This is a genomic window from Azospirillum sp. ST 5-10 (genome assembly GCF_051225715.1).
Lineage (GTDB): Bacteria > Pseudomonadota > Alphaproteobacteria > Azospirillales > Azospirillaceae > Azospirillum.
Genome location: NZ_JBPJSP010000004.1, coordinates 244,350 through 269,602 on the forward strand (window position 1 = coordinate 244,350; position 25,253 = coordinate 269,602).

Below are 25,253 nucleotides of genomic sequence, written 5' to 3' on the forward strand. Positions count from 1 at the left end.
GCCGCTCAGTACAGCTCGGTCTCCAGCGCCTGCTGGTAGTGGCGGTCCAGCTCCTCCGCCGACATCTCGGTCATCCGGCCCTGGTCGCGGACGATGGTGCCGACGCTGGGCAGGTCGGCCGGCACCCGCCAGCGGTCCGGCGCCCACAGGTGGGAGCGGCGCAGCGCCTTGCCGCAGTGGAAATAGACCTCCTCCACGGCGACCCGGAGCGCCAGCTTGGGCCGCCGCCCCTGCGTCTCGAAGCGGGCGAGGAGAGCCGGGTCGCGGGTCAGCGTGGCGGTGCCGTTGACACGCAGGAAGGCGTCCTGGTGGGGCACCAGGAACACCAGGCCGCAGGCGCCGTCGGAGTCCAGCAGGTTGCCCATGCTCTCCAGCTTGTTGTTGCCGGGCCAGTCGGGGATCGCCAGGTGCCGGCGGTCGATGACGTGGACGAAGCCGGGCTCGCCGCCGCGCGGCGAGTTGTCCACGCCGCCGGGCCCGCGGGTGGCGAAGAACACCAGGGGTGCGGCGGCGATGAAGCGGACGACGTGGTCGTCCATGGCCGGGAACTTCATCCTCACGATCCGTTCCGACGGCATCTCGTACAAGGTGCGGAGCTCGTCGGCGGTCGTGACGCGGTGGGGATCGGGAGTGTCGGGCATCGTCGTGCAACCTTCCACGAAGAAAACTAACGTTGTTAGTCTATCCTAACGGCGTTAGTTTGCAAGAACGGCGAACGGGAGGCGGCATGCGCATCCAGCGCGAGACGGTGATCGCGACGGCCCTCGGCCTGCTGGACGAGGTCGGTCTGGACGGGCTGACCATGCGTCGGCTGGCCCAGGCGCTGCACGTGCAGGCGCCGTCGCTCTACTGGCATTTCCCGGCCAAGGAGGCGCTGATCGACGCCATGGCCGACGCGCTCATCGCCGACGTCGCCCGCCGTCCCGGGCCGCCGGGGGAGGCGTGGGACGCGGCGGTCCGGCGCATCGCCGGCGAGATGCGCGGCGCCCTCGCCACGCGGCGCGACGGGGCGCGGGTCTATGCCGGCACCTATCTCGTCACCGAGAACACGCTGCGGGTCACCGACGCCCTGGTGGGCGCGCTGCGCGGCGGCGGGGCGAGCCCGCAGGCGGCGGCCTGGGGCGCCTTCACCCTGCTCGACTTCATCCTCGGCTTCACCATCGAGGAGCAGGGGTTGCACAGGGCCGACGGCGCCGGGTCGGTCGATCTGCCGGGACTGCGGACGGCGTTCGCCGGCATGGCGGCGGCCTTCCCGGCCCTGCCGGACGCCATTCCCGCGATCTTCGACGAGGATTTCGATGCGCGCTTCGCGTTCGGTGTCGACGCGCTGGTCGCCGGGCTGCGCGCCGTCGCCGGCGGCGGGCGCGCCGCCTGAGCCGAGTGGGCGGCGCTACGCCGCGGCGGGACGTGGGGTCGGGAAACCGCTTCAGGACGCCGTCAGCACGCCCGCCGAGATCAGCGCCGATCCGCCGATCCGGTTGACCGCACGCCGCACCGCCGGGCGGTGGACGGCGCCGCGCACCGTCGTCGCCAGCAGGCCGTAGAGGGTGGCGTTGGCCACCGCCAGGGTCAGGAAGGTCGCCTCCATGACGACGATCTGGCCCAGGAACGGCCGTGCCGGATCGAGGAACTGCGGCAGGAAGGCGACGAAGAACACCAGGCTCTTGGGGTTCGACGCCGTGACCAGCCCCATGTGCAGCACCATGCGCAGCGGCCGGACCGCCGGCACCGCCGCCGTCACGGTGGCGTCGCCGGCGACCGGCGCCCGCCACAGCTTGACGCCGAGATAGACCAGATAGGCGGCGCCGGCCCACTTGAGCACCGTGAACAAGGTGGCCGACGCCGCCAACAGGGCGCCCAGGCCCAGCATCGACAGGGTCATGGCGGTGAAATCGCCGAGCGCCACCCCCGCCACCGTCGCCAGCATGGCGCGCCGGCCATGGCCGAGCGCGTAGGAGACGACGAGCAGCACGGTCGGCCCGGGCAGGGCCAGCAGGACGGCGGAGGCGGCGGCGAAGGCGAACCAGCTTTCCATGGACATCGGCATCTCCGGGACGGACGTCTTCCCAGCGATCCACACGAGGCAGGAAAAAGCAACAGGCGGGGTCGCTTTCTTCGGCCGCGACGCGGCGCTATGCTCCGGCGACCCGACGACCAGCCCGAGCCTTCCCATGACCGACGTCACCGCGTCGCCCGCCGCCCTGCGCTCCATCCCCGTCGCCGAGCTGACCGCCGACCAGGCGCGGGCCGAGCTGGCGGCGCTGGCGGCGGAGATCGCCCACCACGACGCGCTGTACCACCAGCAGGACCGGCCGGAGATCTCGGACGCCGCCTACGACGCGCTGGCGCGCCGCAACGCCGCCATCGAAGAGGCCTTCCCCGACCTGCGGCGCGCCGATTCGCCGTCGCTGCGGGTCGGCGCCGCGCCGGCCGCGGGCTTCCGCAAGGTCCGCCACGCCATTCCCATGCTGTCGCTCGGCAACGCCTTCGCCCCCGAGGACGTGGCGGAGTTCGTCGGCCGCATCCGCCGCTTCCTCAGCCTGCCCGACGACACCGCCGTCGCCTTCCAGGCGGAGCCCAAGGTGGACGGCCTGTCCTGCTCGCTGCGCTACGAGGAGGGCCGGCTGGTGCTCGCCGCCACCCGCGGCGACGGGGCGGAGGGCGAGGACGTCACCGCCAACGTCCGCACCATCCGCGACGTGCCCGATCGGCTGCCGGCCCCCTGCCCCGCCGTGGTCGAGGTGCGCGGCGAGGTCTACATGACCCGCGACGACTTCCTCGCCATGAACCGCGGCCGCGCCGAGCGCGGCGAGGAGCCCTTCGCCAACCCACGCAACGCCGCCGCCGGCAGCCTGCGCCAGCTCGATTCGTCGATCACCGCCGCGCGCCCCTTGTGCTTCTTCGCCTACGCGCTGGGCGAGGTGTCGGAGCGCATCGCCGACAGCCAGTCCGGCATCCGCCGCCGCCTCAAGGGCTGGGGCTTCCGGCTGAACCGGCCGGCGGCTCGGCTCGGCAGCGTCGACGCGCTGCTGCGCTATTACGCCGGCATCGGCCGGCGCCGCGCCGCCCTGCCCTTCGACATCGACGGCGTCGTCTACAAGGTCGACCGCCTCGACCTGCAGGAGCGGCTCGGCTTCGTCAGCCGGGCGCCGCGCTGGGCGATCGCCCACAAGTTCCCGGCGGAGCAGGCGCAGACCCGCCTCAACGCCATCACCATCCAGGTCGGCCGCACCGGCGCCCTGACCCCCGTGGCGGAACTGGAGCCGGTCACCGTCGGCGGTGTCGTCGTCTCCCGCGCCACCCTGCACAACGAGGACGAGATCGCCCGCAAGGACGTGCGCGTCGGCGATCTCGTCACCGTGCAGCGCGCCGGCGACGTCATTCCCCAGGTGGTCGGCGTGGTCGCCGCCCAGCGCCCCCACGACTCGGCGCCCTACGTCTTTCCCGACCATTGCCCGGAATGCGGCAGCCTCGCCGTGCGCGAGCCCGACGAGGCGGTGCGGCGCTGCACCGGCGGCCTGGTCTGCCCGGCCCAGGCCAAGGAACGGCTGCGCCACTTCGTCTCCCGCAACGCCTTCGACATCGAGGGGCTGGGCGAGAAGATCGTCGAGGAGTTCTGGGACGACGGGCTGGTGCGCTCCCCGGTCGACATCTTCACCCTGAAGGACCGGGTGGAGCGCGGCGAGTTCGATCTCGTCGGCCGCCCCGGCTGGAAGGAGAAGTCCGTCGCCAACCTGTTCGCCGCCATCGAGGAGCGGCGCAACGCCATCGCGCTGAACCGTTTCATCTTCGCGCTCGGCATCCGCCACGTCGGCGAGGTCACGGCCAAGACGCTGGCCCAGCACTACGGCAGCCTGGACGCCTGGCTGAAGGGCATGACCGCGGCCGCCGCCGAGATCCCGAAGCCGGCGTGGCTGGAGATCCGCACCCTCAAGGGCCTGGGGCCGTCGACGGTCGACGCCCTGCGGGCCTGGTTCGCCGACCCCGCCAGCGTGGAGCAGATCCGCTTCTACGAGGGGGCGCCGGACCTGGCGCTGGAGGCCGTGCTTCCCAAACTCGTTCCGGGCCTGAAACGGCCGGCAGTCGTTGCGTTGGCGGAACGGTATGGCACGCTGGCGGCGTGGCGCGACGGCCTGGCCGAGGCGTTCGCCGGCGCCCCCGGCGAGGCGTGGAACGAACTGGTCAACGTCAAGGACGTCGGCGCCATCGTCGCCGAGGAGATCGCCGCCTTCTTCCAGGAGGAGAACAATCGTGCCGTCATCGACGGCCTGATCGCCGCCGGGGTCCGGGTGGAGGATGCCCAGGCGCCGCGCGCGGCGTCGTCGCCGGTGGCCGGCAAGACCGTGGTCTTCACCGGGACGCTCACCACCATGGGGCGCAACGAGGCGAAGGCGCGCGCCGAAGGGCTGGGGGCGAAGGTGGCGGGGTCGGTGTCGAAGAAGACCGACTACGTGGTCGTCGGCGCCGACGCCGGCAGCAAGGCCGCCAAGGCCAGGGAGCTGGGCGTGACGGTGCTCAGCGAGGAGGAATGGCTGGCGCTGGTCGGTGGGTGAGAGTGTCGCGACGGTCCCCCTCCCGACCTCCCCCACTGACGCGGGGGAGGTCGGGAGGGGACGTCGCGGGCGCCCTACCACCAGCCCGGGAAAAGCCCCATCAGCGCGGCGGTCACGGAATCGGTGCAGGTGGTCACGGCGTTGCCGAAGAGCTGGCCGGCCATGCCGAAGTTGCCCTGCCACAGGGCGTTCCAGCCGGCCCCGAAGACGTCGCCGCAGCCGCCGGCCACCGTGTTGACGGCGATGTCGGCGTTGCGGGCGGCCTCGGCCGCCGCCTCCTTGGCGGCGTCGATCGCCGGCGCGGCCTGTTCGGCGGCGCGGCCGGCGGCGTCCTTGGCGGCATCGCCGAGCGCCGTCGCCGCGTCCTTGGCGGCGTCGCTCAGCCGGTCGATACTCTGCTCCAGGTTCGAGCTCTGTCCGCCGGTGTCCGGCGTCGTCTCCTGCATGCGGTGCCCCCCCTCGTCGTCAGCCGAACAGCGCGTCGATGTCCGCCTGGCTGATGTTGCCGTCGACCGCCGCCTCGGCCGGGCCGTGCAGTTCGAGGCTGCCGTCCATCTTGGTGACGGTCGGCGGCAGCGGCATCGCCTCGAACTCGCGCTTGTTCCACACGCCCATCATGGCGTCGACGCGCTCCTCGATGAAGGTGAGCGCCCGCACCACCTTGGTGATGCGCTGTCCGGTCAGGTCCTGGAAGTTGCACGCCTCGTAGATGCGCACGATCACTTCCCGCATGTCGTTGACGCGGTCGGACTGGTAGCCCTCGGGCATGGAGGCGCGCAGCTCCTGCACGATCTCCTCCATCTCCTCGGCGCAGGCCATGATCGTGTTGGTCGCCGCCTCGGTCGCCGACACCACGGCGTTCAGCTCCTGCGAGGCCTGCTGGAAGCGGTCCTCGCCGGCCAGCGGATGGCGCAGCGCCGCCATCTCCACCTTGGTCGCCTTGATGCGGCCGGAGATGTCGGCGATCTCGGTCTGGATGTACTCGATCTGCGCCGCATCCATGGCCAGGAAACGGTCGAGCTTGCCGCCGAGGTTCTGGATCGCCGTCAGCACCTCCTGGTTGTCGACGGTGATCGGGCCGGCCGGCAGCAGCGCCGCCATCGGCGCCGCGCCGTCGCCGGCCGGCGGCGTGCCCGCATAGGGGCTGCCGTTGCGCTTGGCCTTCTGCAGTTCAGCCATGAACGGCTTTTGCATCTGCTTCATCTCGATTCCCGCCTCTCGCAACGGCCCGCTCACGGACGCCTGTCAATCCCGGACGCGGCCGCCGCGCGCCCGTCGCCCTTCTAGCAAACCCGCACTCCGTTCCCCCATCCGCTTTTCTTGTTACTTTTGTGACGTTTTTTATTGCTTGCCGTGCACCCCGGCCACGGCCGCGCCGCACGGCGGGCCGAAGGCTCAACCGAACAATGCGTCGATCGCCGACTGGTCCAGCGCCGGCTGCGCCCCGGCCGGCTCGGGAGCCGCCGCCGGGGCCGGGGCGGGCGCCGCTTTCGCCTTGCTCGGCGCCGGCTTGGCCGCCGACTTCAACGGCGGCTTCGGCTTGGCCGGTTCGGCGGCCGGCGCCTTCACCGGCGCCGGGGCGTCGAACATGGAATCGATGTCGGCCTGGCTGGCCTTGGCCGGGGCGCCGCCGTCGAACAGGGAATCGATGTCCGCCTGGCTGGCCTTGGCGTCGGCGGGCGGGGCCGGCGGCGGGGCAACCGCCGGGGTTGGCGCCGCGGCCGGCGCCGGGACCGCCGTCGGCGCGTCGAACATGCTGTCGACGTCGGCCTGGGAGACGCCGTGGCCGTCCAGCTGCGGCCCGTTCAGCAGATGGGCGTCGGGGCGCGTGTCGTGGGACTCGTGGTGGTGCGCCAGCCCCTTGAGGCCGTCCTCACCCCAGATGCCGATCATCGCGTTGACGCGCTGCTCGATGTAGCGCAGGGCGTTGACCACCTTGCTGGTGCGCTGGCCGGTGAGGTCCTGGAACGAGCAGGCGGTGAAGATGTTGGTCACCTCCGCCTCGATCTCGCTGCAGATCTCGGCGTCGGCGCCGTCGGCGCGCAGCTTGCCGCCGAGTTCCAGCAGCTTCTCCGCGGCGTTCAGGATCTCGATCGAGGCCCGCTCGGTCGACAGCACGATGGCGTCGAGCTCGTTCGTCGCCGAGAGGATCTTGTTGGAGGAGGTGTCCGGTGGCCGCAGCGCCGCGACCTCGCGGCGGGCCGTCTCGATGGACGCCGCCATCTCCATCAGCTCGCGACGCAGGACGTCGACGTGCTTGGCGGTTTCGGCGACCTCGCTCTGATGCTGCCAGGAGGCGCGAAACTCCTGCAGCATGGCGCGGATCTCCTCCGCCGCGGCGCCTGACGCACGGCGATGGTAGCGCCGCAGGAACGCACGACCCTTCGTCGTCCGGGCGATCGCCTCCTCGATCTGCTCGAACTCGTCGTCGGTCAACTGCGGCAGCGTGTCCACGCGCTACCCCTCCTTCAGGTTCAGCCGCCGATGACCGCTTGGATCTTCTGCTTCAACGTGTCCGCGTTGAACGGCTTGACGATGTAGTTGTTGACGCCGGCCTGCTTGGCGGCGATGACGTTCTCGGTCTTGCTTTCGGCGGTGACCATGATGAACGGCGTGCCCGCCAGCTTGGCGTCGGCGCGGATCTCCTTGAGGAGCTGGAGGCCGGTCATCGGCTCCATGTTCCAGTCGGAGATGATCAGGCCGAACTTGCTCTCGCGCAGCTTCGCCAGCGCGCTGACGCCGTCCGCAGCCTCGTCGATGTCCGTATAGCCGATCTGCGTCAAGAGATTGCGCACGATGCGGCGCATCGTGGCGTAGTCATCGACGACGAGGATCTTCATCTAGGCGTCTCCGCATTCATCCGTTGGCACAGCCGGGCCCCGCGTCGCATGGTCGCGCGCTGCGGGCCGGACTGTGATGCCTCAACTCGGCAGAAAAGTCATCCACTAGTGACCAAGCTGCCAGCAGGAGGTAAAGAAGGAGTTAGCCCCGAAGGACCCCGGTGCGCCTCCGCCGAAACGGTCACAGCCGCCGGGTCAGGCGACCAGCGGCGCGGTGGCGGCGGTGAGCCAGGCGGCCGTGTCGGCGTCGAGCTGCGGGGCCAGCGTGTCGCGGACCCGCAGATGATAGGCGTTGAGCCACGCCACCTCCGGGTTGCTGAGGAGCGACGGCTCGATCAACGTCCGGTCGATGGGCGCCAGAGTCAGCACCTCGAAGCCCAGCATCGGCCGCTCCGCGGCCGTCGCCTCGTCCAGCGCCTGCACCGCGACGAGGTTCTCGATGCGGATGCCGTAGCCGCCGGTCTTGTAGTAGCCGGGCTCGTTGGACAGGATCATGCCCGGCTGCAGCGCCACCGAGTTTGGCACCTTGGAGATCCGCTGCGGCCCCTCGTGCACCGACAGGTAGCTGCCGACCCCGTGGCCGGTGCCGTGATCGAAGTCGAGCCCGGCCTGCCACAGGGGATGACGCGCCAGGGTGTCGAGCTGCGAGCCGGTGGTGCCGCGCGGGAAGCGGGCGCCCGACACCGCGATGTGCCCCTTGAGGACCAGGGTGAAGCGTTCCCGCATCTCCAGGGTCGGCGCGCCGACGGCGACGGTGCGGGTGATGTCGGTGGTGCCGTCCAGGTACTGGGCGCCGCTGTCGACGAGATAGAGGCTGCCCGGCTCCAGCCGGCGGTTGGTCTCCGGCGAGACGCGGTAGTGGACGATGGCCCCGTTCGGTCCGGCGCCGGAGATCGTCTCGAAGCTGAGGCCGCGGAAATGCTCGCCCTCGGCGCGCAGCCGCTCCAGCATGGCGGCCGCCGTCAGCTCGTCCAGCTCGCCGCCGGGCGCCGTCTCCGACAGCCATTTCAGGAACCGGACCATCGCCACGCCGTCGCGGCGGTGGGCGGCGCGGGTGCCCTCCATCTCCACCGCATTCTTGCAGGCCTTGGGCAGCGCGCACGGGTCGCCGTCGCGCTCCACCGCGGCGCCGGCCGCCAGCAGCCGGTCGACGATCCACGCCGCGGTGCCGGCCGGATCGGCCAGCACCTTGCGCCCCGCCGTGCCCAGCGCGTCGAGGGCGGCCCCCAGCTCGCCGGGCGGACGCACCGCCACCTGGTCGCCGAGATGCCGTTCCAGGCCCGGCACCAGCTTGCGGCGGTCGACGAACAGGTCGACCGTGCCGTCGTCGGCGACGATGGCGAAGGACAGCGGCAGCGGCGTGCACGGCACGTCGCCGCCGCGCACGTTGAGCAGCCAGGCGATGCTGTCGGGCTGCGTCAGCACCGCCGCGGCGACGCCGTCGCGGCGCAGCCGGGCCGCCACCTCGGCCCGCTTGTCGGCCGAGGCCACCCCGGCGAAGGCGAGGTCGTGGGCCACCACCGGCGCCAGCGGCGCCGGCGGCTGGTCGGGCCACACCGCGTCCACCGGGTTGTCCGGGCACGCCACCAGGGCGATGCCGGCGCGCTCCAGGGCGCGGGCGGTCTTCTCGACCCAGCCCACGGTGTGCAGCCAGGGATCGTAGCCGAGGCGGCCGCCGCGGGGCAGCGCGTCGGCCACCCAGTCGCCCAGCGGGTCGTCGGTCAGGTGCCGGAACTCGTAATGGGCGGCCGGCACCTCGGCACGGACCTGCAGGGTGTAGCGGCCGTCCACGAAGACGGCGGCCCGCTCCGCCGCGACCGCCGCCAGCCCGGCGGAGCCGGTGAAGCCGGTCAGCCACGCCAGCCGCTGGGCGCGCGGCGGCACGTATTCCCCCTGATGCTCGTCGCCGCGCGGCACCACGAAGCCGTGCAGGTCGCGGCGCGCCAGCTCGCCGCGCAGGGCCCGCAGACGGGCCGCGCGGTCGGGCGCCGGGGCCGGGACCCGCGCCGCCAGGGACGCCTTCAGCGCCCGCAGCTGCTCCGCCAACTCCGCCGGCAGGTCGGCGCCCAGCAGGGCCATCCAGTCGTCGCGCCGGCACCCCTCGGGGGCGGCCAGGACGCCGGCCAGCAGGTCCCGCACCTCGGCGGGGGTTTCGGCGAGGCCGGCCCGTCCCAGCAGGTCGGCCAGCTCGCGGTCGCCGCGATAGCCGTGCGCGTCGTTCTCCACCGCCCGTTCCCCAAAGCGTTCCCGTCGGAGCGAAGGCTAGAGCCGGCCCGGTCCGGAGACAAGCCCTCTCGGCACGCCTCTCCCAACGGATAGGCGCTCAGCGCCCGACGATCAGCGTCGTCCACTCGCCGACCGGGATGCGGCCCTTCAGCCGCAGCCCCTGGGCGCGGTGCGCCTGGAGGACGTGGTTCTCCTGGCGCGCCAGCAGCCCGGCCAGCACCGCCACGCCGCCCGGCGCCAGATGGCGGGCGAGCTGCGGGGCCATGCGGGCCAGCGGCCGCGCCAGGATGTTGGCGGTGATCAGGCGGTAGGGCGCGAAGCGCCGCACCACGGGCGTGCGGTAGCCGTCGCCGCCCTGGGCGCGCAGCAGCGGCGAGACGCCGTTGAGGCGCGCGTTCTCGGCGGTGACGCGCACCGCCTCGGGATCGATGTCGGCGGCCACCACCGGCACGCGCCAGGTCTTGGCGACGGCGAGCGCCAGGATGCCGGACCCGCACCCCATGTCGAGCGCCCCCTCCCCCGCCGCCCGCCCCAGGCGCAGGTGGCGCGACAGCCCGTCCAGGGCCAGCAGGCACCCCTTGGTCGAGCCGTGCTCGCCCGTCCCGAACGCGGTGGCGGCGTCCACCTGCAGGGCGACCGCTCCGGCCGGGGCCGACCCGCCGTGATGCGAGCCGTGGACGAAGTAGCGCCCGGCGCGGATCGGCGGGAACGCCTGGTAGGTGTGGGACACCCAGTCGATCGCCGGGATCGGCTCGATGGCCAGCGGCGGCTCGGCGATGCCGAGCGCACCGGCGAGCACGGCGACGCGCGACTCCAGCCGGGCGCGGTCGGGCTCGCGGTGGGTCGTCGCCTCCACCAGCCAGATCACGTCCTCCTCGATCTCGAAGGTGGACACGGCATCGGCGTGCTCGCCCACCGCCTCGGCGAAGGCGGCGGCATGGGCTTCGGGAACGGCGAGGGCGATGCGCCAGAGCTGGGTGGACATGGGACGGCGGGATCCGGACAGTTGGTCGGCGGCGATGGGCGACCACCATACGGCGCCCGACGTTCCGGATAAACCGGAAGGTTGGGGGGCGGCTCAGGCGATCTGCCGGGCCACGTCGGCGAAGGAATGGAACAGCAGCGTCGGGCCGCGCGCCGCCAGCGCGTCGGGCGTCGCGTAGCCCCAGGTGACGCCGCCGAAGGCGATGCCGGCGCCGCGTGCCGCCTCCAGGTCGCGCAGCTCGTCGCCGATGTAGATCGCCTCGTCGGCGCGCACGCCGCAGCGCCGCAGCACCTTGCGGAACTTGGCACGCTTGCCGAACACCGCCGCACCGCATTCGTAGCAGCCGATCAGGGCGGCGTTCTCGGAGCCCAGCACCCGGCGCACGTTCTCGACCGAATTGGAGCTCACCAGCGCCATCGCCACGCCGCGCTCGGCCAGGTCGCGCAGCATGGCGTCGACACCGGGGAACAGGGCGATGCGGTCGATGTCGCGGGCCATCAGCGCCTTCATGTGGCGGCCGATCATCGGCAGCTTCCACATCGGCACGCCGAGGCGCCGCATGATCTCGCGGGCGTCGCAGCGGCGCAGGACCTCGACCTCGGCGTCGTCCACCGTCTTGAAGTCGAAGCGGGCGGCGACCGTGTTGATGACCTCGCGAAACCAGGGCATCGAATCGGCGAGCGTGCCGTCGAAGTCGAAGATGGCAAGCTTGTAAGGCAAGGAAGGCCCCTAGGGTTGCGTCGCCGGCGGCGCACCCTGGGGCGCGACGATGGGGGAGTCGAAGACTGCGTCGGAATGCGGCGGCTCCTCCGGGGCGGGGCACCGCCACCCCCCGGCCCGGAGGAGGAGGAGAAGCCGGCCGGGCGGCGGTCCGTCGACGCGCAGCGCCGCCGCGGACGCGAAGGCCGTCGGGGCGACGGTGGCACCGGCCGGGCGGCGGGCGGACATGGCGGGGCTCCCACAGGCGGAGGTTGGCGCCAGAGTGATCCTACAACCAGCCTTAGGCAAGGGCCTGGACCGCCTGGACCAGCCGCTCCAACTCGCGGTCGTCATTGTAATAGTGGGGCGAGGCGCGCACCACCGCGCGCAGGCCGCGGGCGTCCATGTCGAACCGCGTCGACGACGCCCGCGAGACGGAGACGTTGATCATCTGCGCCGCCAATGCCGCCTTGACCGCGTCCGGCTCCCGCCCCGCCACCGTAAAGCTGACGATGCCGGCGCGTTCCCGGCCGAGATCGTGCACCGCGACGCCGGGAATCGCCGCGAGCCGGCCGCGCAGGGACTCCGCCATCCCCCACACCCGGTCGCGGATCGCTTCGAGGCCCCAGGACAGGGCGTAGTCGACCGCCACGCCGAGGCCGATGCGGGCGGCCACGTTGCATTCCCAGAACTCGAACCGGCGGGCGTCGGGGCGCGGCTCGTAACGGTCGGCGGCCACCAGGCTGGCGCCGTGCAGGTCGAGGACCGGCGGCTCCAGCCGGTCGATCCAGGACCGGCGGACGTAGAGGAAGCCGGTGCCGCGGGGGCCGCGCAGGAACTTGCGCCCGGTGGCGGAGAGGAAGTCGCAGCCCAGCTCCTCCACGTCCAGCGGCATCTGACCCGCCGCCTGGCAGGCGTCCAGCAGGAACGGCACGCCGGCGGCCCGGGCCACCCGGCCGATCGCCGCCGCCGGGTTGACGAGGCCGCCGTTGGTCGGGATGTGGGTGACGGCGATCAGCCGGACGCGGTCGTCGATCATCGCCCGCAGCGCGGCGACGTCGAGCTGGCCGTCCGCGTCGTTGGGCACCACCTCGACCACGGCGCCGGTGCGCCGCGCCACCTGGAGGAACGGGATGACGTTGCCGGCGTATTCCGCCATGCCCGTCAGGATGCGGTCGCCCGGCCCGAAGCGCAGCGCGTAGAAGGCCATGTCCCACCCCACGGTGGCGCTCTCCACCAGGGCGACCTCGTCGCGCGCGCAGTTGAGCAGGCGGGCCACCGCGTCGTAGGTGTTGTCCAGCTTGCCGGCGTTGCGCGCCGCCGCCTCGTAGCCGCCGATGGCGGCCTCCAGGGTGAGGTGCTCGAACACGGCGTCGAGCACCGGCTGCGGCGGCAGCGCCGAGCCGGCGTTGTTGAAGTGGGCGACGGAGCGGGTGCCCGGCGTCTCGGCGCGGGCACGGTCGACGTTCATGGTGTTCCTCCGGGCGGGCAGTGCACCGCGAGCCAGACGGTGGGCGGCCGGCTCTGCGTCCATTCCACCCGATGGCGGGCGCCGGCCGGGATCATCAGCCAGTCGCCGGGGCCGAGCCGGCGCGGCGCCGCCTCGCCGTCGAAGCGCAGCTCCGCGGCCCCCTGGACGACCAGCACGAACTCGTCGCCGTCCTGATCGTACCAGAACCCCTCCGGCGAGGCCTGGCCGGTGGAGACGATGCGCTCCACCCGCACGGGTCCGGCCTCGGCGAGCGTCGTGAACAGCTCCTGCGCCAGCCCGGCCGGCAGGTCGCGCAACAGGTTGTCGGCGGCGATGGTCATGGGCCGGAGGATGGACCGGGCAACGGTGCATGCGCAAGGCACCTCCGCACCGGCCGCCCCGCGCGGGCGCCGGGCCCCCGCCTCACCCCCACAGGGCCGGGTCGGGCGGGTGCACCAGGGCGCCCTCGTAGCGCAGGCCCGGGCTGCGGTCCCCGGCCAGCAGCAGCGGCCCGTCGAGGTCGGCGAAGCGGGCCCCTTGCGCCAGCAGCACCGCCGGCGCCATGGCGAGCGAGGTGGCGACCATGCAGCCGACCATCACCGCGAAGCCCGCCGCCTCAGCCGCCGCCTTCATGGCCAGCGCTTCGGTCAGCCCCCCGGTCTTGTCCAGCTTGATGTTGACCACGCCGTAGAGCCCCTTCAGCCGCTCCAGCCCGTCGAGGCCGTGGCACGATTCGTCGGCGCCCAGAGGCACCGGGCAGGCGACGCCGCGCAGCGCCTCGTCGGCATCGGCGGGCAGCGGCTGCTCGATCATCTCGACGCCGAGCCCGGCCAAGGCGGGGGCGAAGCGGCGGAGCTGTTCGAGCGTCCATCCCTCGTTGGCGTCGACCACCAGGCGGGCCGCCGGCGCGGCGCGGCGGACCGCGGCCACGCGCTCCAGGTCGCCCTCGCCGGTCAGCTTCATCTTGAGCAGGGGGTGCCGCGCCGCGGCGATGCCGGCGGCGGCGGCCATCGCCTCGGGCGTGTCGACGCTGAGGGTGAAGCAGGTCACCAGCGGCTCCGGCGCCCGCGCCAGCCCGGCCAGCCGCCACGCCGGAACGCCGCGGCTCTTCGCCTCGAGGTCCCACAGCGCGGCGTCGAGGGCGTTGCGGGCGGCGCCGGCGGGATGGGCGGCGCGCAGCGCCGCGCGGTCGATCCCGGCGGCGACGGCGGCGGCCAGCCCCTCCAGCGCCGCCACCACGCCCTCCACCGATTCGCCGTAGCGGGCGTAGGGCACGCACTCGCCCCGGCCGACGACGCCGGCCTCCTCGACCTCGGCGACGACCACCTCGGCGCTCGTCTTGGCGCCGCGGGAGATCCGGAAGGTGCCGCGGATCGGGAAGCTCTCGCGGCGGACGGTCAGGCGGCGCGTCACCTCACAGCTCCGCCAGCGCGTCGACGAGGGGGCCGACGCCGGTGCGCAGGGGATCGACGGTCGGCAGGCCGAAGGCGTCGGCGGTGTCGCGCAGCACGCAGTCGGCCTCGGCCCCCGACAGGCCGCCGGTGTTGATGCTGAGGCCGACGACGCGGGCGGTCGCGTTGGTGACGCGGGCCGCCGCCTCGTGGGCGGCGATGGTCTCCTCGATGCCGGGAACCGGGCGGTGGGGCAGGCCGCGCATGTGGCGGCGGGTCGGCTCGTGGCACAGCACCAGGGCGTCGGGCTGGCTGCCGTGCACCAGGGCCAGGGTGACGCCGGCGTAGCTCGGATGGAGCACGCTCGCCTGCCCCTCGACCACGTCCCAATGGTCGGGGGCGTTGGCGGGGGTCAGCCATTCCACCGCGCCGGCCACGAAGTCGGACACCACCGCGTCGACCGACACGCCGTCGCCGGCGATCAGGATGCCGGTCTGGCCGGTGGCGCGGAAGTCGGCGTCCATGCCGCGCCCGCGCATCTCCCGCTCGAGCGCCAGAGCGGTGTACATCTTGCCGACGGAGCAGTCGGTGCCGACGGTCAGCAGCCGGCGCCCCGGCCGCCGCGCCCCCGTGGCGATCTCGAAGCCGCGGGTGGGGTGGCGCACGTCGTGGATGCGGCGCCCCAGCGCCGCGGCCCGCTCGCGCACCGGGGCGAGGTCGGCGACCCGCTGGTGCAGCCCGGCCGCCAGATCCATGCCGAGGTCGAGGGCGCGCAGCATGGCGTCCTGCCACGCCTCCGAGATGCGTCCGCCGCGGTTGGCGACGCCGATCAGCAGCGTGCGCGCGCCCCGTTCGGCCGCCTCCTCCAAGGTGCGGTCGGGAAGCCCCAGGTCGGCCTTGCAGCCGGGCAGGCGAAACTGGCCGACGCACCGGTCGGGCCGCCAGCGGGCGACCCCGTCGGCGGTCTTGGCGGCCAGCGCGTCGGGCGCGTCGCCCAGGAACAGCAGATAGGGTTGTGCGATCTCGGTCATCGGCGGCCCCTTCGGCGGCACACGGATATCGGCAACATAGTCCGTCCGCGCGCCGCCGCCCAGGCCCGTCGACGGGGGGCCTGCGGCGGCGGCCCTCCGGTCGGCGTCGATGACCGCCGGTCAGTGGTCCTGGACGATGACGCCGTACCAGCCCAGCCCCTCGTAGGTCTCGTAGCCCGGCGTCAGGGAGAAGCCGACGAAGCGTCCGTTCTCGTCGGTGTAGTGGCCGCGGCTCTGTCCGGTGGTGCGCAGCGGAAAGGACTCCGTGAGGATGCCCCGGCCGTCCGAGGAGGCGATCACGCGGTGGCGGGCGTCGATCAGCATGCAGCGGCTGTGCGCACGCTCCTCGTCCTCCAGGCGCACGCCCTGGGCGACGGCGGACGCCTGCGGCTCCCAGTCGAAGAAGATGCCGAGCACGCCGAGCGGTTCGCCGTCGGCGCGGCCGTCGCGCCGGATCGCGGTGGCGTAGGTGGCGACGGTGTTGTTGTCGAGGACCCGGTTGCGCGCGACGTCCCCCACCGTGAACTCGCCGCCGCTGCGGGTCGCCAGCGCCTGGCGGAACCAGGCCTCGTCGATCACCCGCGTGCCGACGGCCGAGGGGTAGCGGTCGGGCCGGCCGTTGGCGACCACCTCGCCCTTCAGGTCGACGACCCACAGGTCGAGATAGACGGTGTAGGATTCCAGGATGACGCCGAGGCGGTACGAGGCGTGGCGGCGGCCCTCCGCGCTGGGGGTGGTCAGGCAGTCGACGACGGCGCTGTCGGTGGCCCACCAGCGCACGTCGCAGGAGCGTTCGTAGAGATTGCGGTCGATGATCTCGATCATGTTGAGCGCCAGGTCGGCCAGGCGCTTGCCGCGCATGTCCTGGACCATCTGGCTGCCCGCGGTGGTCAGGTGGTCGACGCGCGACACGATCTCGGCCCGCAGTTCACGGGTGACGGCGTTCACCTGCTTGGAGATCTCGGACACCTCGTTGGCCACGACCGCGAACCCCCGTCCGGCCTCGCCGGCCCTCGCGGCCTCGATCAGGGCGTTCATCGCCAGCATCTTGGTGCGGCGGGTGATGTCTTCGATCAGCGAAACCTTCTTCGACGCGACGTCCAGCACCTCGCGCGAGAGGTCGAACAACTGATTGCCTGCCACGCTCATTGAAGCCACCCCCTGAATTTTGTGACCGTTATAAATCCGGTTTGTAACAAAAACCGTGCCAAAGCAACATTTCGGAAATGCAGGCGAAAGAGTATGGCGCGTCAACGTGTTGGCCGGCACCCGCTGATTAACCATACAAGAAATAAGGAATTATGCACGGTCCGGTTGCCGCTTGCGCAGGCAATATGGCATTGCCACGATCAGGACGCCCGATGGTTAACGGGACGGGTGGGAACGGCGACGCCGGCGACGCAACGGAACGTCTCTTTGCGCCGCAAAAAGGACATATTGCGTCGCATCAGGCGGCGGCGAGCCGTACGCCTGCGAAACAAAAAGGCAGCCGCTCCACCGGGCGGCTGCCCCGACCGCGGCGCGCCGGCCGCGGCTCAGGCGACCTTGCGGATCTCGTCGAGGAAGACCTGGACCTCGCGGTTCAGGCGGTCGGCCTGGGCCGCCATCACCGCGGACGCGGCGAACACCTCGTGGGCGGTGCCGCTGGTCCGCTCCGCCGCCATGGTCACGTCCTGGATGTCGTCGGACACGGCGCGGGTGCCGGCGGCGGCCTGCTCCATGCTGTGGACGATGGCGCCGACGGCCGCCCCCTGGCGGTCGATGGAGTCGGCGATGCCGCCGGCGATGGCGTTGATGTCGTGGATGGTGCGGCCGATGCCGACGATGGCGTCGACGGCGCCGCCGGTCGCCTGCTGCATGGCGGCGATCTGCTGGCTGATCTCCTCGGTCGCCCGGGCGGTCTGGCTGGCGAGGTTCTTGACCTCCTGCGCGACCACGGCGAAGCCCTTGCCGGCCTCGCCGGCGCGCGCCGCCTCGATCGTCGCGTTCAGGGCCAGCAGGTTGGTCTGGTTGGCGATGTCGTTGATGAGGGTGACCACCTCGCCGACGGTGCGCGCGGTCTGCGACAGCTCGCCCACCATGGCGTTGGTGCGCTCCGCCTCGCCGGCGGCGTCGCTGGCGACGTGGGCGACCCGCTCGACCTGCACGGCGATGTCGGCGATCGACGTCGACAGGTTGTCGACGGCGCCGGCGACGCTGCCGACGCTGCTGCCGGTCTGGGCCGCGGCGGCGGCCACCGACGACGCCTTGCCGGTCGCCGTCCGGGCGTCGCTCTCCATGCTGCGGGCGGACGTCTCGAGCTGGTGCGCCGCCCCGGCGACCTCGGAGCAGACCTGGCGGATCTGCCCCTCGAACCGCTCGGTGATGCCGGCGAAGCCGCGCACCTTGTCCGCCATCGCCCCGGTCGCCGCGTTGATGGTGCGGCTGGCGTGCAGGAAATTGCCCTGCATGCCGGTCAGCACGATGCGCCGGAAATACTTGTTGCGGGAGACGTGGTTCATGGACGCCGCCGCCTCGCGCACGAAGGCGTCGGTGCGGTCGATCAGGTCGTTCACCTCGTGCAGCAGCTCGCCGAGCGCGCCGCCCTCGCGGATGCGCAGGATGCGCGCCTCGAAGTCGCCGTGCGCCACCGACCGGCACACCGCCGCCGCCTCGCCGACCGCGCGCGCGGCCCGGCGGATGCAGGCCGCCGCCCCGCCGAGCGCGGCCAGGGCCGCGGCGCCGAGGGCGGCCCGCAGGGCGAAGCCGCCGACGCCCAGCCCGTCGGCCAGCAGCGCCAGCGCCGTCAGCGCCGCCGCCGCGACCGCCAGCGCGAAGGCCCTAGAGAGAGAAGACGAATTCGTCATAGCCGATCCCCTTGTCCTTCAGCAGCCCGACGACGGTGGCGAAGGCGTCGTTCATGCCCTGCTTGCGGTCGGCGTTGCGCTCCTCGATCTCCAGCAGCGAGCGGTACAGCGGCACCACCTTCTCCAGCGCCGGCCGCTCCGGCACCCGCCGGCTGGAGTGGTAGCCGATGACCCGGCCGGCCTGGTCGTAGCTCGGCGTCACGTGGGCGAAGACCCAGTAATGGTCGCCGTTCTTCGCCCGGTTGACGACGTAGGCGAAGATCTCCTGGCCGGCCCCCAGGGTGTCCCACAGCAGCTTGAAGACGCAGCGCGGCATGTCGGGATGGCGGACGATGGAGTGCGGCGCCCCCATCAGCTCGTCCTCGGTGTAGCCGGCGACCCTCTGGAAGACCCGGTTGGCGTAGGTGATCCGCCCCTTGAGGTCGGTCTTGCTGACGATCACCTCGTCAGCGTCGAAGAACCGCTCCACCCCGGTCAGGGGAACGTCGCGTCGTGCCATGTTTCCTCGAGCGGCCCTGGCGTGCGTGCGCCCCGGCTCTGTTCGTTTTGCGATGATCCGCGCCACCGCCGCATCGCCCGATACGGCGGGACCTAGAAAATACGTTCTACGACACGTATGGAAAAGTTTAATTTTTTACTGCCCTGAAACATCCCCGGCGGATCACTCCGGCGGATGCTGGACGGTCAGCAGCCGGCCGACCGGCGGCGAGTCGATGGTGACGACGACGCCGTCGGGCCAGCGGACCTCGACCTGGTCGACCGACGCGGCGTCGCCCAGGCCGAAATGGGCCACCGGCTCCATCTGGCAGAGATAGCCGGACCCGGCGCACACCACCCGGCGCTGCCGGCGGCCGGCGGCCGTGCAGATCACCACCGCGCCGCGCGCCGGCGCGCCGTGCGGCGTCAGCGGCTGCACCCGCAGCCAGGCGTTGGCGTTCGGCATGGGGCGGAAGAACGCCAGGGGCTGCGCCGCCGACTCGCCGTGGGCGACGATCAGCTCCAGCCGGCCGTCGCCGTCGACGTCGGCCACCGCCGCCCCGGTGCCGAACCCGCGCGGCAGGGCGGCATCGCCGGGATCGATCTCGGTCCACTGGTCGTCGCGCCAGGCGAACAGCCGGTTGCGCTCGCCGAAGCAGTTGAAGAACAGCTCCATCTGCCCGTCGTTGTCGAAATCGGCGGCGATCACCGTGCGCACCCGCCCCGGCATCGACAGGTCGGCGTTGGCGACGTCGACGAAGCCGCCGCCGGCGCGCTGCTGGTACAGCCGTTGCGGGCCTTCCCAGCCGCCGACCAGCAGCTGCGGCGCCTCGCCGTCCTGGTCCACCAGCGCCACCCCGCGCCCGGCGGTCCGGCTGTCGGCCAGGCCGCGGTCGCCGGCCAGCTCCTCGAAGCCGCCGTCGCCGAGGTTGTGGAAGAGGAAGTTGGGGCCGGCCTCGTTGGCGGCGAAGATGTCCATGCCGTCGCCCAGCAGCGGCGCGCAGACCAGGCCGCGGCCGTGGCCGATGAGGTCGATGCCGGCCTCCTCGGCGAGGTCGGCCAGCCGGCCGCGGCGGTTCAGCTCGAACAGGCGGAAGGGGACGCCGTCACCGGCGACGACGAAGCCGTAGCGCCCCCGCCCCTCGCGGTCGATGGCGGCGACCGAGCGTGCCGGCAGCCGGTTGGCGGCGCCGGCGTTCTCCGACTGGCTCAGCAGATCGAGCCAGCGGGCGCCGAAGTTGGCGAACAGGCGGTCGCAGGTCTCCTCGGCGCCGGGCACGCTGTCGGCGTTGACGACGTAGATCTCCTCGCGGCCGTCGCCGTCGACGTCGGCGGCCGCCACCGCCAGCGCCTTGCGCGAGGGATCGGCCAGCACCGGGTCGGCAACGTCGCGAAGCTGGCGGCCGTCCCACTTCAGCACGAGGTTGGCGGTGCCGTAGCCGGTGACCACCAGTTCGCACAGGCCGTCGCCGTCCACGTCGACCACCGCCACGCCGTTGGACAGCCGTGGCCGGTTGTCGGTGATGAGCGGCGCACAGTCGACGAACATGCCTTTCCCCCACTGGCTCGGCCCGCCGGATCGGGCCCGGAGGGATCAGATAAGCACCCGCGGCGACCGTCGTAAACCCGGACGGAGGTCCATACCCGGCGGGAACCGGCGGACCCGCGTCCTGTTGCCGCAGGCAGTCGAGGACCGAATTCACCGCAACCGCAGGAAGGAGGGCGCCATGAGCGCCGACGGCCCGCACACTCCCCATCCCCGCCCGCCGTCCACCGGGATCGCCAAGCCGCCGCTGTGCGACGAGCTGAGCGGCGGCGGCGGTTCGGCCACCGACACCCGCGACCGCGCCATTCCCGGCAGCCGGCCGACGGGGATCAAGGGCGACTGCACGCCCTATCCGGTGCCGCGTCCCGAGCGGACGGAGGGCTGAGCGTTACCCATTCCGGGGGTCCCGCCGGGATGGGCCGCACTCTTCAATTTGGTCGTAGCCGCGCGCCCACGGGATGGCTAAATACCCGGCAGCCGACACTCCCGGGGACCCGACGGGCATGCTCAAGCGCCTCTACGACTGGACCATGGCGAAGGCCGCCTCCCGCCACAGCGAGTCGTGGCTGGCCGCCGTCTCCTTCGCCGAAAGCTCGTTCTTCCCCCTGCCGCCGGACCTCCTGCTGGTGCCGATGGTGCTGGCGAACCGGGCCAAGGCCTGGCGCATCGCCGCCATCTGCACCCTGGCCTCGGTGGTCGGCGGCATCGCCGGCTACATGATCGGCTTCTTCCTCTACGAGACGATCGGCCAGTGGGTGATCGAGGCCTATCACCTGGAGGCCCGCTTCGAGGAGCTGCGCCACACCTTCGTCGAGTACGGCGCCGAGATCCTCATCATCAAGGGCATGACGCCCATCCCCTACAAGCTGCTGACGATCACCGCCGGGGTGGCCCATCTCAGCCTGTGGGTGTTCATCGGCGCCTCGATCCTGTCGCGCGCCATGCGCTTCTTCCTGGTCGCCGCCTTGCTCTACTGGTTCGGCGCGCCGATCCGCGACTTCATCGAGAAGCGCCTGACCCTGGTCACCAGCGCCTTCGCCGTGGCGCTGGTCGGCGGTTTCCTGGCGATCAAGCTGCTGTAGGCCGGCCGGAGTGCGGTGCGGCGCGCCGGCCGCAAGGACGCGGGTCATCCCGGCGTGAAGTCGATCCGCATCACCACACGACGCGGCGTGGGGTGGCTGACCTCGCGCAGTCCGGCCGCGGCGAACACGCTCCGGCTGCCGACGTGCAGTTCGCCCCACGCGACGTCGCGCCCCGCCACCGTGATCATCGGGTAGCTTTCCAGTGCGCGGGCGCCGCGGCTTCGCGCGAACTCGACCGCCGCCCGGGCGAGCGCCCGGCTGACGCCGCGCCGCCGGAAGCCGGCCCGGGCCAGAAGGCAGGTCACCGCCCAGACGGTGGAATCCCGCTTGTCCTCGTCGCGGCCGTCCCAGGGCACGCGGTAGACACGCAGCAGCCCGGGATAGGCGGTGCGCGGTTCAACGGCGCACCATCCCGCCGGCTCGCCGCCGACATAGGCGACGAGACCGCTGGTCGTGCCGGAAGCCGGGTCGCCGCAATGGGTCTGCTCGCGAAGGCGCCCGGCGCGCACCTCGGCGGGATGCGAGCGGAACGCCTCCCGCGGCGCGAGCTTGTACCGCTGGCAACAGCATTTGCGCGATTCACCGCGCATTCCGAAGATCAGCCGGAGATCCTCCCAGGAGGCGCGGTTGGCGGGAAGGATGGTGATTTCCGGCCCGGCGGCATCCATCTTGGCGCTCCTCCTCGCAGCGAAACCCATTCTAGACGCGCCACGATTCAGGCGGCAACGGGCACGGGCGCGAACATGCGCTGCGCGGCCCCGGGCCGATGGCCGCCGTTCCGGCGCAGGGCGGGCGCCGTCCCGCCGCAATGCTTGCCCCGGCCCGCTGTTGGCTGCGGACGGAACAGAGGGGAGGTGGACGGTCATGGACGGTCTCAACGGGAAAGGCGTCGTGCTGGTCGGCGCGTCGAGCGGCATCGGACGGGCGGCGGCACAGGCGTTCGCCCGGCGCGGCGCGCGGCTGGTGCTGGCGGCGCGGCGCGTCGCCCTGCTGGAAGAGGTGGCGGAGGAGTGCCGGAACCTTGGCGGCGAAGCCCACGTGGTGGAAACCGACGTCACCGACGCCGACGCCGTGCACCGGCTGGCGGAGCGGGCCGAAGCGGCGCTCGGCACCATCGACGTGTGGATCAACAACGCCGGCGTCGGCGCGCTCGGGCGGTTCGAGGACACGCCGGTCGCGGCGCACCGCCGGGTGATCGAGACCAACCTGCTGGGGCCGCTGCACGGCGCCCACGCCGTCCTGCCGCGCCTGCGCCGCCAGGGACACGGGGTGCTGATCACCACCGTCTCGGTGGGCGCCTACACGCCGGCCCCCTACGCCGCCGCCTACGCCGCCGGCAAGTTCGGCCTGGAAGGGATGCTGGAGAGCCTGCGGGCGGAACTGGTGGACGAGCCGCACATCCATGTCTGCGGCGTCTATCCCTCCTTCACCGACACGCCGGGCATGAAGCACGCCGCCAACTACACCGGGCACGCCCTGGAGCCGCAGAGCCCCTTCTACGACGATCCCGAGGACGTCGCCGAGACCATGGTGGCGTTGGCGCTGCACCCGAAGCCGCGGGCAACCGTGGGGGCGCTGGCGAAGCTGGCCCTGCTCGGCCACACCACGGCGCCGCGCCTGGTGGAGGCGGTCGCCGGCCTGGGCGCGCACCGCCACTTCCGGAACACGCCGCCCGAGGCCGACACCGACGGCAACCTCTTCGCCCCGGTGGAGCGCGGCCGCGGCGTGCGCGGCGGCTTCCGCACGCCGCTGCCGGGCTGGACGGCGCCGGTGGCGATGGCCGGGCTGACGGTGGCCGCCGCCGCGGCCTATTCCGCCCTCGCCCACCGGCGCTGACGCGGGGCGGCCGGTCAGGCCAGGGCGACGATCAGCACGATGGCGACGACGCCGATCGAGACGATGGGGATGAGGTCGATGCCGCCGCGCTCCCAGGTCGGGGCGCGGCGCGTCCCGTGGCCATGGGTGGCCCCCATCGAGGCGACGTCGTGGCTGCCCGACGGGCGGACGCCGGGCGCGGAGACCGCCGGGGCGGCCGGGCTGGCGATGTCGACGACGCCCATGTCGCCGGCGTCGCGGTCGGCGCGGGGCTTGAGCAGGGACGGGTCGAGGTCGACCTCGATGCCGGCGCTCTCCAGCCGCTCGACGACGCGGGCGATGTCGCCGGGCGACATGCGGTCGACGGGCAGGATGCGGCCCAGCTCCTCGGCGCCGATGCGCCCCTGGCGCCGGCCGATGTCCTGCAGGCGGGCAAGGGCGGTTTCGTCGATGGCCATGGCGGACTCCCTGTGCGGTAATGGGTGACGGTCTCCGGGAGTCAACGTCCGGGCGCCGCCGAAGCTCCGGCACGGAAGGCATTTTCCGCCTCCTGCGCCAGCTCGGCCGCGCGGCCGGCGTAACGCGGCGAGAAATGGAAGGGGACGATGCGCTTCGCCCCGGCCGCCGCGGCCAGCCGCCCGGCCTGGCCGGCGGTCAGGTGGTTGCGCTGCGCGGCCAGCGCGGCGTCGGCGTCGAGGAAGGGCGCCTCGATGAACAGCGTGTCGGCGCCGCGGGCGAGCGCCACGACGCGCTCGGCGTTGGCCGGGGTGAAACCGGCGTCGACGACGTAGGCGACCCGCTGCCCGGGCACCACCGACAGCGCCCGCGCCCGCAGCTCGCCGAGGGTCACCGTGCGCTCCCCGTCGCCCCGGCCCGGGCAGGCCGCGGCGACCGGCGTGTCGTCGGGTTCGCCGCGCAGCACCCGGCGCTTGAGGTCGCGCAGCCACGGGCCGGTGGTGAGGCCCATCGCCTCCAGCCGCGCCTTCCAGACGTTGACGTGGGCCGGCTCCTCCACCGCGAAGGCGAGGCAGGGGGTGCCGTGGTCGAGCACGGCGGCGCGCACCCGCAGCCCCTCCTCCGCCAGCAGGACCCCGTCGGCCAGCGCGCACTCGCCGGCGTCCTCGCGGGCGAAGCCGGTGCGCGTGCGGAAGCGCGCCCGACGCGCCCGCCCGCCGTCGTGCACCTCGGTGACGGTCACGGTGAAGTCGTTGGCGTAGCCGGGCACCAGGTTCCAGGTGTAGGCGGCGAACTTGCCCGCCACCCGGTCGGCGAAGCCGGCCGGTCCGAACAGGTGCAGCGCCTTCGGCCGCCCGAGGCAGAGGCGCAGCAGGCGGTCGAAGCCGCCGAAATGATCCATGTGGGCGTGCGACACGAAGGCGTGGCTGACCCGCAGCAGCGACCGCGGGGCCAGCGCCGCGTTGTCGCCGAGGTCGAGCAGCAGGGCGCGCCGTTCGAACAGGAACTCGACGAGCACGCCGGGGTCCTCGCTCGGCGGATTGACCAGGCGGGGATGGAGGAGCGGTTTCAGCGGCGGGCCTCCTGCTGCGGGGGCTGGACGGCGGCCTTGCCGGATGCGGCCGGCGCACCACCTCTGAGGCACAACCCCGTCCGACCAGGAGTCGTCCCATGCCGGGTTTCTTCGGCGCGAAGCCCCCGACCATCCCCAGCCCCGCCGAGGCGCTGCCGGGGCGCGGCACGCCGCTGCGCGTGGCCGAGCGCCACGTCGTCAACGGCCACCCCCTGGCCCCGCCCTACCCCGCCGGCATGGAGGTCATCGACCTCGGCCTCGGCTGCTTCTGGGGGGCGGAGCGCAAGTTCTGGCAGGTGCCGGGCGTCTGGGTGACGGCGGTCGGCTACCAGGGCGGCCACACGCCGAACCCGACCTACGAGGAGGTGTGCAGCGGCCGCACCGGCCATGCCGAAGTCGTGCGCGTCGTCTACGACCCCGCGGCCGTCGACGTCAAGACGCTGCTCGCCGCGTTCTGGGAGGCCCACGACCCCACCCAGGGCATGCGCCAGGGCAACGACGTCGGCACCCAGTACCGCTCCACCGTCTACGTCCACTCCGACGCCCAGCGCGCCGCCGCCGAGGCGTCGCGCGACGCCTACCAGCAGGCCCTGGCGAAGGCCGGCTACGGCCCGGTGACCACCGAGATCCGCGACGCCCCGCCCTTCTACTTCGCCGAGGACTACCACCAGCAGTACCTGGCGAAGAATCCCCAGGGGTACTGCGGCCTCGGCGGCACCGGGGTGCGCTGCGTGGCCTGACCGGGCGGCCGGGGCGCGCGCCG

Annotated in this window: 26 protein-coding genes; 6 read left to right on the forward strand and 20 right to left on the reverse strand. The window is 72.8% G+C overall.

The genetic code is table 11. From position 1 onward, the window contains the following. Window positions 1-5: 5 nt before the first annotated feature. The gene (locus tag ACSBPG_RS07100; RefSeq protein ID WP_435536431.1) at window positions 6-641 is read right to left on the reverse strand and encodes an MSMEG_1061 family FMN-dependent PPOX-type flavoprotein; all 636 of its coding nucleotides are present in this window, start codon (window positions 639-641) and stop codon (window positions 6-8) included. 86 nt (window positions 642-727) lie between these two features. On the opposite strand from ACSBPG_RS07100, the gene ACSBPG_RS07105 reads away from it, so the two are divergent. Beyond that, a complete protein-coding gene (locus ACSBPG_RS07105) occupies window positions 728-1,375 on the forward strand; it encodes a TetR/AcrR family transcriptional regulator C-terminal domain-containing protein (protein WP_435536432.1) in 648 nt (215 codons plus the stop codon). A gap of 51 nt (window positions 1,376-1,426) precedes the next feature. Here ACSBPG_RS07105 and ACSBPG_RS07110 read toward each other — a convergent pair whose 3' ends face one another. Beyond that, complete coding sequence (locus ACSBPG_RS07110) at window positions 1,427-2,041, reverse strand: LysE family translocator (RefSeq protein ID WP_435536433.1); 615 nt, start codon at window positions 2,039-2,041, stop codon at window positions 1,427-1,429. 130 nt (window positions 2,042-2,171) lie between these two features. Here ACSBPG_RS07110 and ligA point away from each other — a divergent pair, with 130 nt between their 5' ends. Beyond that, window positions 2,172-4,553, forward strand: coding sequence for an NAD-dependent DNA ligase LigA (gene ligA, locus ACSBPG_RS07115; RefSeq protein ID WP_435536434.1), 2,382 nt, complete (start codon window positions 2,172-2,174; stop codon window positions 4,551-4,553). Between the two features lie 74 nt (window positions 4,554-4,627). Here ligA and ACSBPG_RS07120 read toward each other — a convergent pair whose 3' ends face one another. From ACSBPG_RS07120 to ACSBPG_RS07190, 15 genes are all read right to left on the reverse strand, one after another. Then, window positions 4,628-4,999 (reverse strand): hypothetical protein, encoded by a 372-nt coding sequence (locus ACSBPG_RS07120; protein WP_435536435.1) that lies wholly within the window; start codon window positions 4,997-4,999, stop codon window positions 4,628-4,630. Window positions 5,000-5,018: 19 nt separating this feature from the next. After that, the gene (locus ACSBPG_RS07125) at window positions 5,019-5,756 is read right to left on the reverse strand and encodes a protein phosphatase CheZ (protein ID WP_435536436.1); all 738 of its coding nucleotides are present in this window, start codon (window positions 5,754-5,756) and stop codon (window positions 5,019-5,021) included. A 192-nt stretch (window positions 5,757-5,948) separates the two neighbouring features. Next, the gene (locus ACSBPG_RS07130; protein ID WP_435536437.1) at window positions 5,949-7,007 is read right to left on the reverse strand and encodes a protein phosphatase CheZ; all 1,059 of its coding nucleotides are present in this window, start codon (window positions 7,005-7,007) and stop codon (window positions 5,949-5,951) included. A 20-nt stretch (window positions 7,008-7,027) separates the two neighbouring features. Beyond that, the gene (locus ACSBPG_RS07135; protein ID WP_435536438.1) at window positions 7,028-7,393 is read right to left on the reverse strand and encodes a chemotaxis response regulator CheY; all 366 of its coding nucleotides are present in this window, start codon (window positions 7,391-7,393) and stop codon (window positions 7,028-7,030) included. A 195-nt stretch (window positions 7,394-7,588) separates the two neighbouring features. Further along, window positions 7,589-9,619 carry a M24 family metallopeptidase gene (locus ACSBPG_RS07140; RefSeq protein ID WP_435536439.1) on the reverse strand — a complete coding sequence of 677 codons (2,031 nt, stop codon included), beginning with the start codon at window positions 9,617-9,619 and terminating at the stop codon, window positions 7,589-7,591. A gap of 97 nt (window positions 9,620-9,716) precedes the next feature. Beyond that, window positions 9,717-10,604: a 50S ribosomal protein L11 methyltransferase gene (locus tag ACSBPG_RS07145; RefSeq protein WP_435536440.1), complete on the reverse strand. Its 888-nt coding sequence runs from the start codon at window positions 10,602-10,604 to the stop codon at window positions 9,717-9,719. A gap of 93 nt (window positions 10,605-10,697) precedes the next feature. Further along, window positions 10,698-11,324, reverse strand: a complete 627-nt coding sequence (locus tag ACSBPG_RS07150) for an HAD hydrolase-like protein (RefSeq protein WP_435536441.1) — start codon at window positions 11,322-11,324, stop codon at window positions 10,698-10,700. Window positions 11,325-11,604: 280 nt separating this feature from the next. Then, the gene (locus ACSBPG_RS07155) at window positions 11,605-12,774 is read right to left on the reverse strand and encodes an aminotransferase class V-fold PLP-dependent enzyme (protein WP_435536442.1); all 1,170 of its coding nucleotides are present in this window, start codon (window positions 12,772-12,774) and stop codon (window positions 11,605-11,607) included. Beyond that, entirely contained in the window at window positions 12,771-13,115 is a 345-nt protein-coding gene (locus ACSBPG_RS07160) for a cupin domain-containing protein (protein WP_435536443.1), read from the reverse strand. The genes ACSBPG_RS07155 and ACSBPG_RS07160 overlap by 4 nt, the downstream gene beginning before the upstream one ends. 82 nt (window positions 13,116-13,197) lie before the next feature. Then, window positions 13,198-14,187 carry an N-acetyl-D-Glu racemase DgcA gene (gene dgcA, locus ACSBPG_RS07165; protein ID WP_435536444.1) on the reverse strand — a complete coding sequence of 330 codons (990 nt, stop codon included), beginning with the start codon at window positions 14,185-14,187 and terminating at the stop codon, window positions 13,198-13,200. A 1-nt stretch (window position 14,188) separates the two neighbouring features. Next, window positions 14,189-15,196, reverse strand: coding sequence for an N-acetyltransferase DgcN (gene dgcN, locus ACSBPG_RS07170; protein ID WP_435536445.1), 1,008 nt, complete (start codon window positions 15,194-15,196; stop codon window positions 14,189-14,191). Between the two features lie 120 nt (window positions 15,197-15,316). Further along, window positions 15,317-16,345, reverse strand: coding sequence for a methyl-accepting chemotaxis protein (locus ACSBPG_RS07175; RefSeq protein ID WP_435536446.1), 1,029 nt, complete (start codon window positions 16,343-16,345; stop codon window positions 15,317-15,319). Between the two features lie 386 nt (window positions 16,346-16,731). Next, complete coding sequence (locus ACSBPG_RS07180) at window positions 16,732-18,042, reverse strand: methyl-accepting chemotaxis protein (protein WP_435536447.1); 1,311 nt, start codon at window positions 18,040-18,042, stop codon at window positions 16,732-16,734. Then, window positions 18,017-18,541 (reverse strand): PAS domain-containing protein, encoded by a 525-nt coding sequence (locus tag ACSBPG_RS07185; RefSeq protein WP_435536448.1) that lies wholly within the window; start codon window positions 18,539-18,541, stop codon window positions 18,017-18,019. The genes ACSBPG_RS07180 and ACSBPG_RS07185 overlap by 26 nt, the downstream gene beginning before the upstream one ends. Before the next feature lie 162 nt (window positions 18,542-18,703). Continuing rightward, on the reverse strand, window positions 18,704-20,068 hold the full coding sequence (locus tag ACSBPG_RS07190) for a CRTAC1 family protein (RefSeq protein WP_435536449.1): 1,365 nt from the start codon (window positions 20,066-20,068) through the stop codon (window positions 18,704-18,706). 178 nt (window positions 20,069-20,246) lie between these two features. On the opposite strand from ACSBPG_RS07190, the gene ACSBPG_RS07195 reads away from it, so the two are divergent. Then, complete coding sequence (locus ACSBPG_RS07195; protein ID WP_435536450.1) at window positions 20,247-20,450, forward strand: hypothetical protein; 204 nt, start codon at window positions 20,247-20,249, stop codon at window positions 20,448-20,450. 118 nt (window positions 20,451-20,568) lie between these two features. After that, entirely contained in the window at window positions 20,569-21,147 is a 579-nt protein-coding gene (locus ACSBPG_RS07200; protein ID WP_435536451.1) for a YqaA family protein, read from the forward strand. A gap of 44 nt (window positions 21,148-21,191) precedes the next feature. Here the strand turns inward: ACSBPG_RS07200 and ACSBPG_RS07205 are convergent, their stop codons facing one another. Next, window positions 21,192-21,815: an N-acetyltransferase family protein gene (locus tag ACSBPG_RS07205; protein ID WP_435536452.1), complete on the reverse strand. Its 624-nt coding sequence runs from the start codon at window positions 21,813-21,815 to the stop codon at window positions 21,192-21,194. A gap of 196 nt (window positions 21,816-22,011) precedes the next feature. Between ACSBPG_RS07205 and ACSBPG_RS07210 the strand changes: the two genes are divergently transcribed. After that, window positions 22,012-22,983 carry an SDR family oxidoreductase gene (locus tag ACSBPG_RS07210; RefSeq protein ID WP_435536453.1) on the forward strand — a complete coding sequence of 324 codons (972 nt, stop codon included), beginning with the start codon at window positions 22,012-22,014 and terminating at the stop codon, window positions 22,981-22,983. Between the two features lie 14 nt (window positions 22,984-22,997). Here the strand turns inward: ACSBPG_RS07210 and ACSBPG_RS07215 are convergent, their stop codons facing one another. Both ACSBPG_RS07215 and ACSBPG_RS07220 read right to left on the reverse strand, forming a co-directional pair. Next, complete coding sequence (locus ACSBPG_RS07215; RefSeq protein ID WP_435536454.1) at window positions 22,998-23,420, reverse strand: hypothetical protein; 423 nt, start codon at window positions 23,418-23,420, stop codon at window positions 22,998-23,000. A gap of 41 nt (window positions 23,421-23,461) precedes the next feature. Further along, the gene (locus ACSBPG_RS07220; RefSeq protein ID WP_435536455.1) at window positions 23,462-24,562 is read right to left on the reverse strand and encodes a ribonuclease Z; all 1,101 of its coding nucleotides are present in this window, start codon (window positions 24,560-24,562) and stop codon (window positions 23,462-23,464) included. Window positions 24,563-24,588: 26 nt separating this feature from the next. On the opposite strand from ACSBPG_RS07220, the gene msrA reads away from it, so the two are divergent. Beyond that, the gene (msrA, locus tag ACSBPG_RS07225; protein ID WP_435536456.1) at window positions 24,589-25,230 is read left to right on the forward strand and encodes a peptide-methionine (S)-S-oxide reductase MsrA; all 642 of its coding nucleotides are present in this window, start codon (window positions 24,589-24,591) and stop codon (window positions 25,228-25,230) included. The last annotated feature ends 23 nt before the right edge of the window (window positions 25,231-25,253 follow it).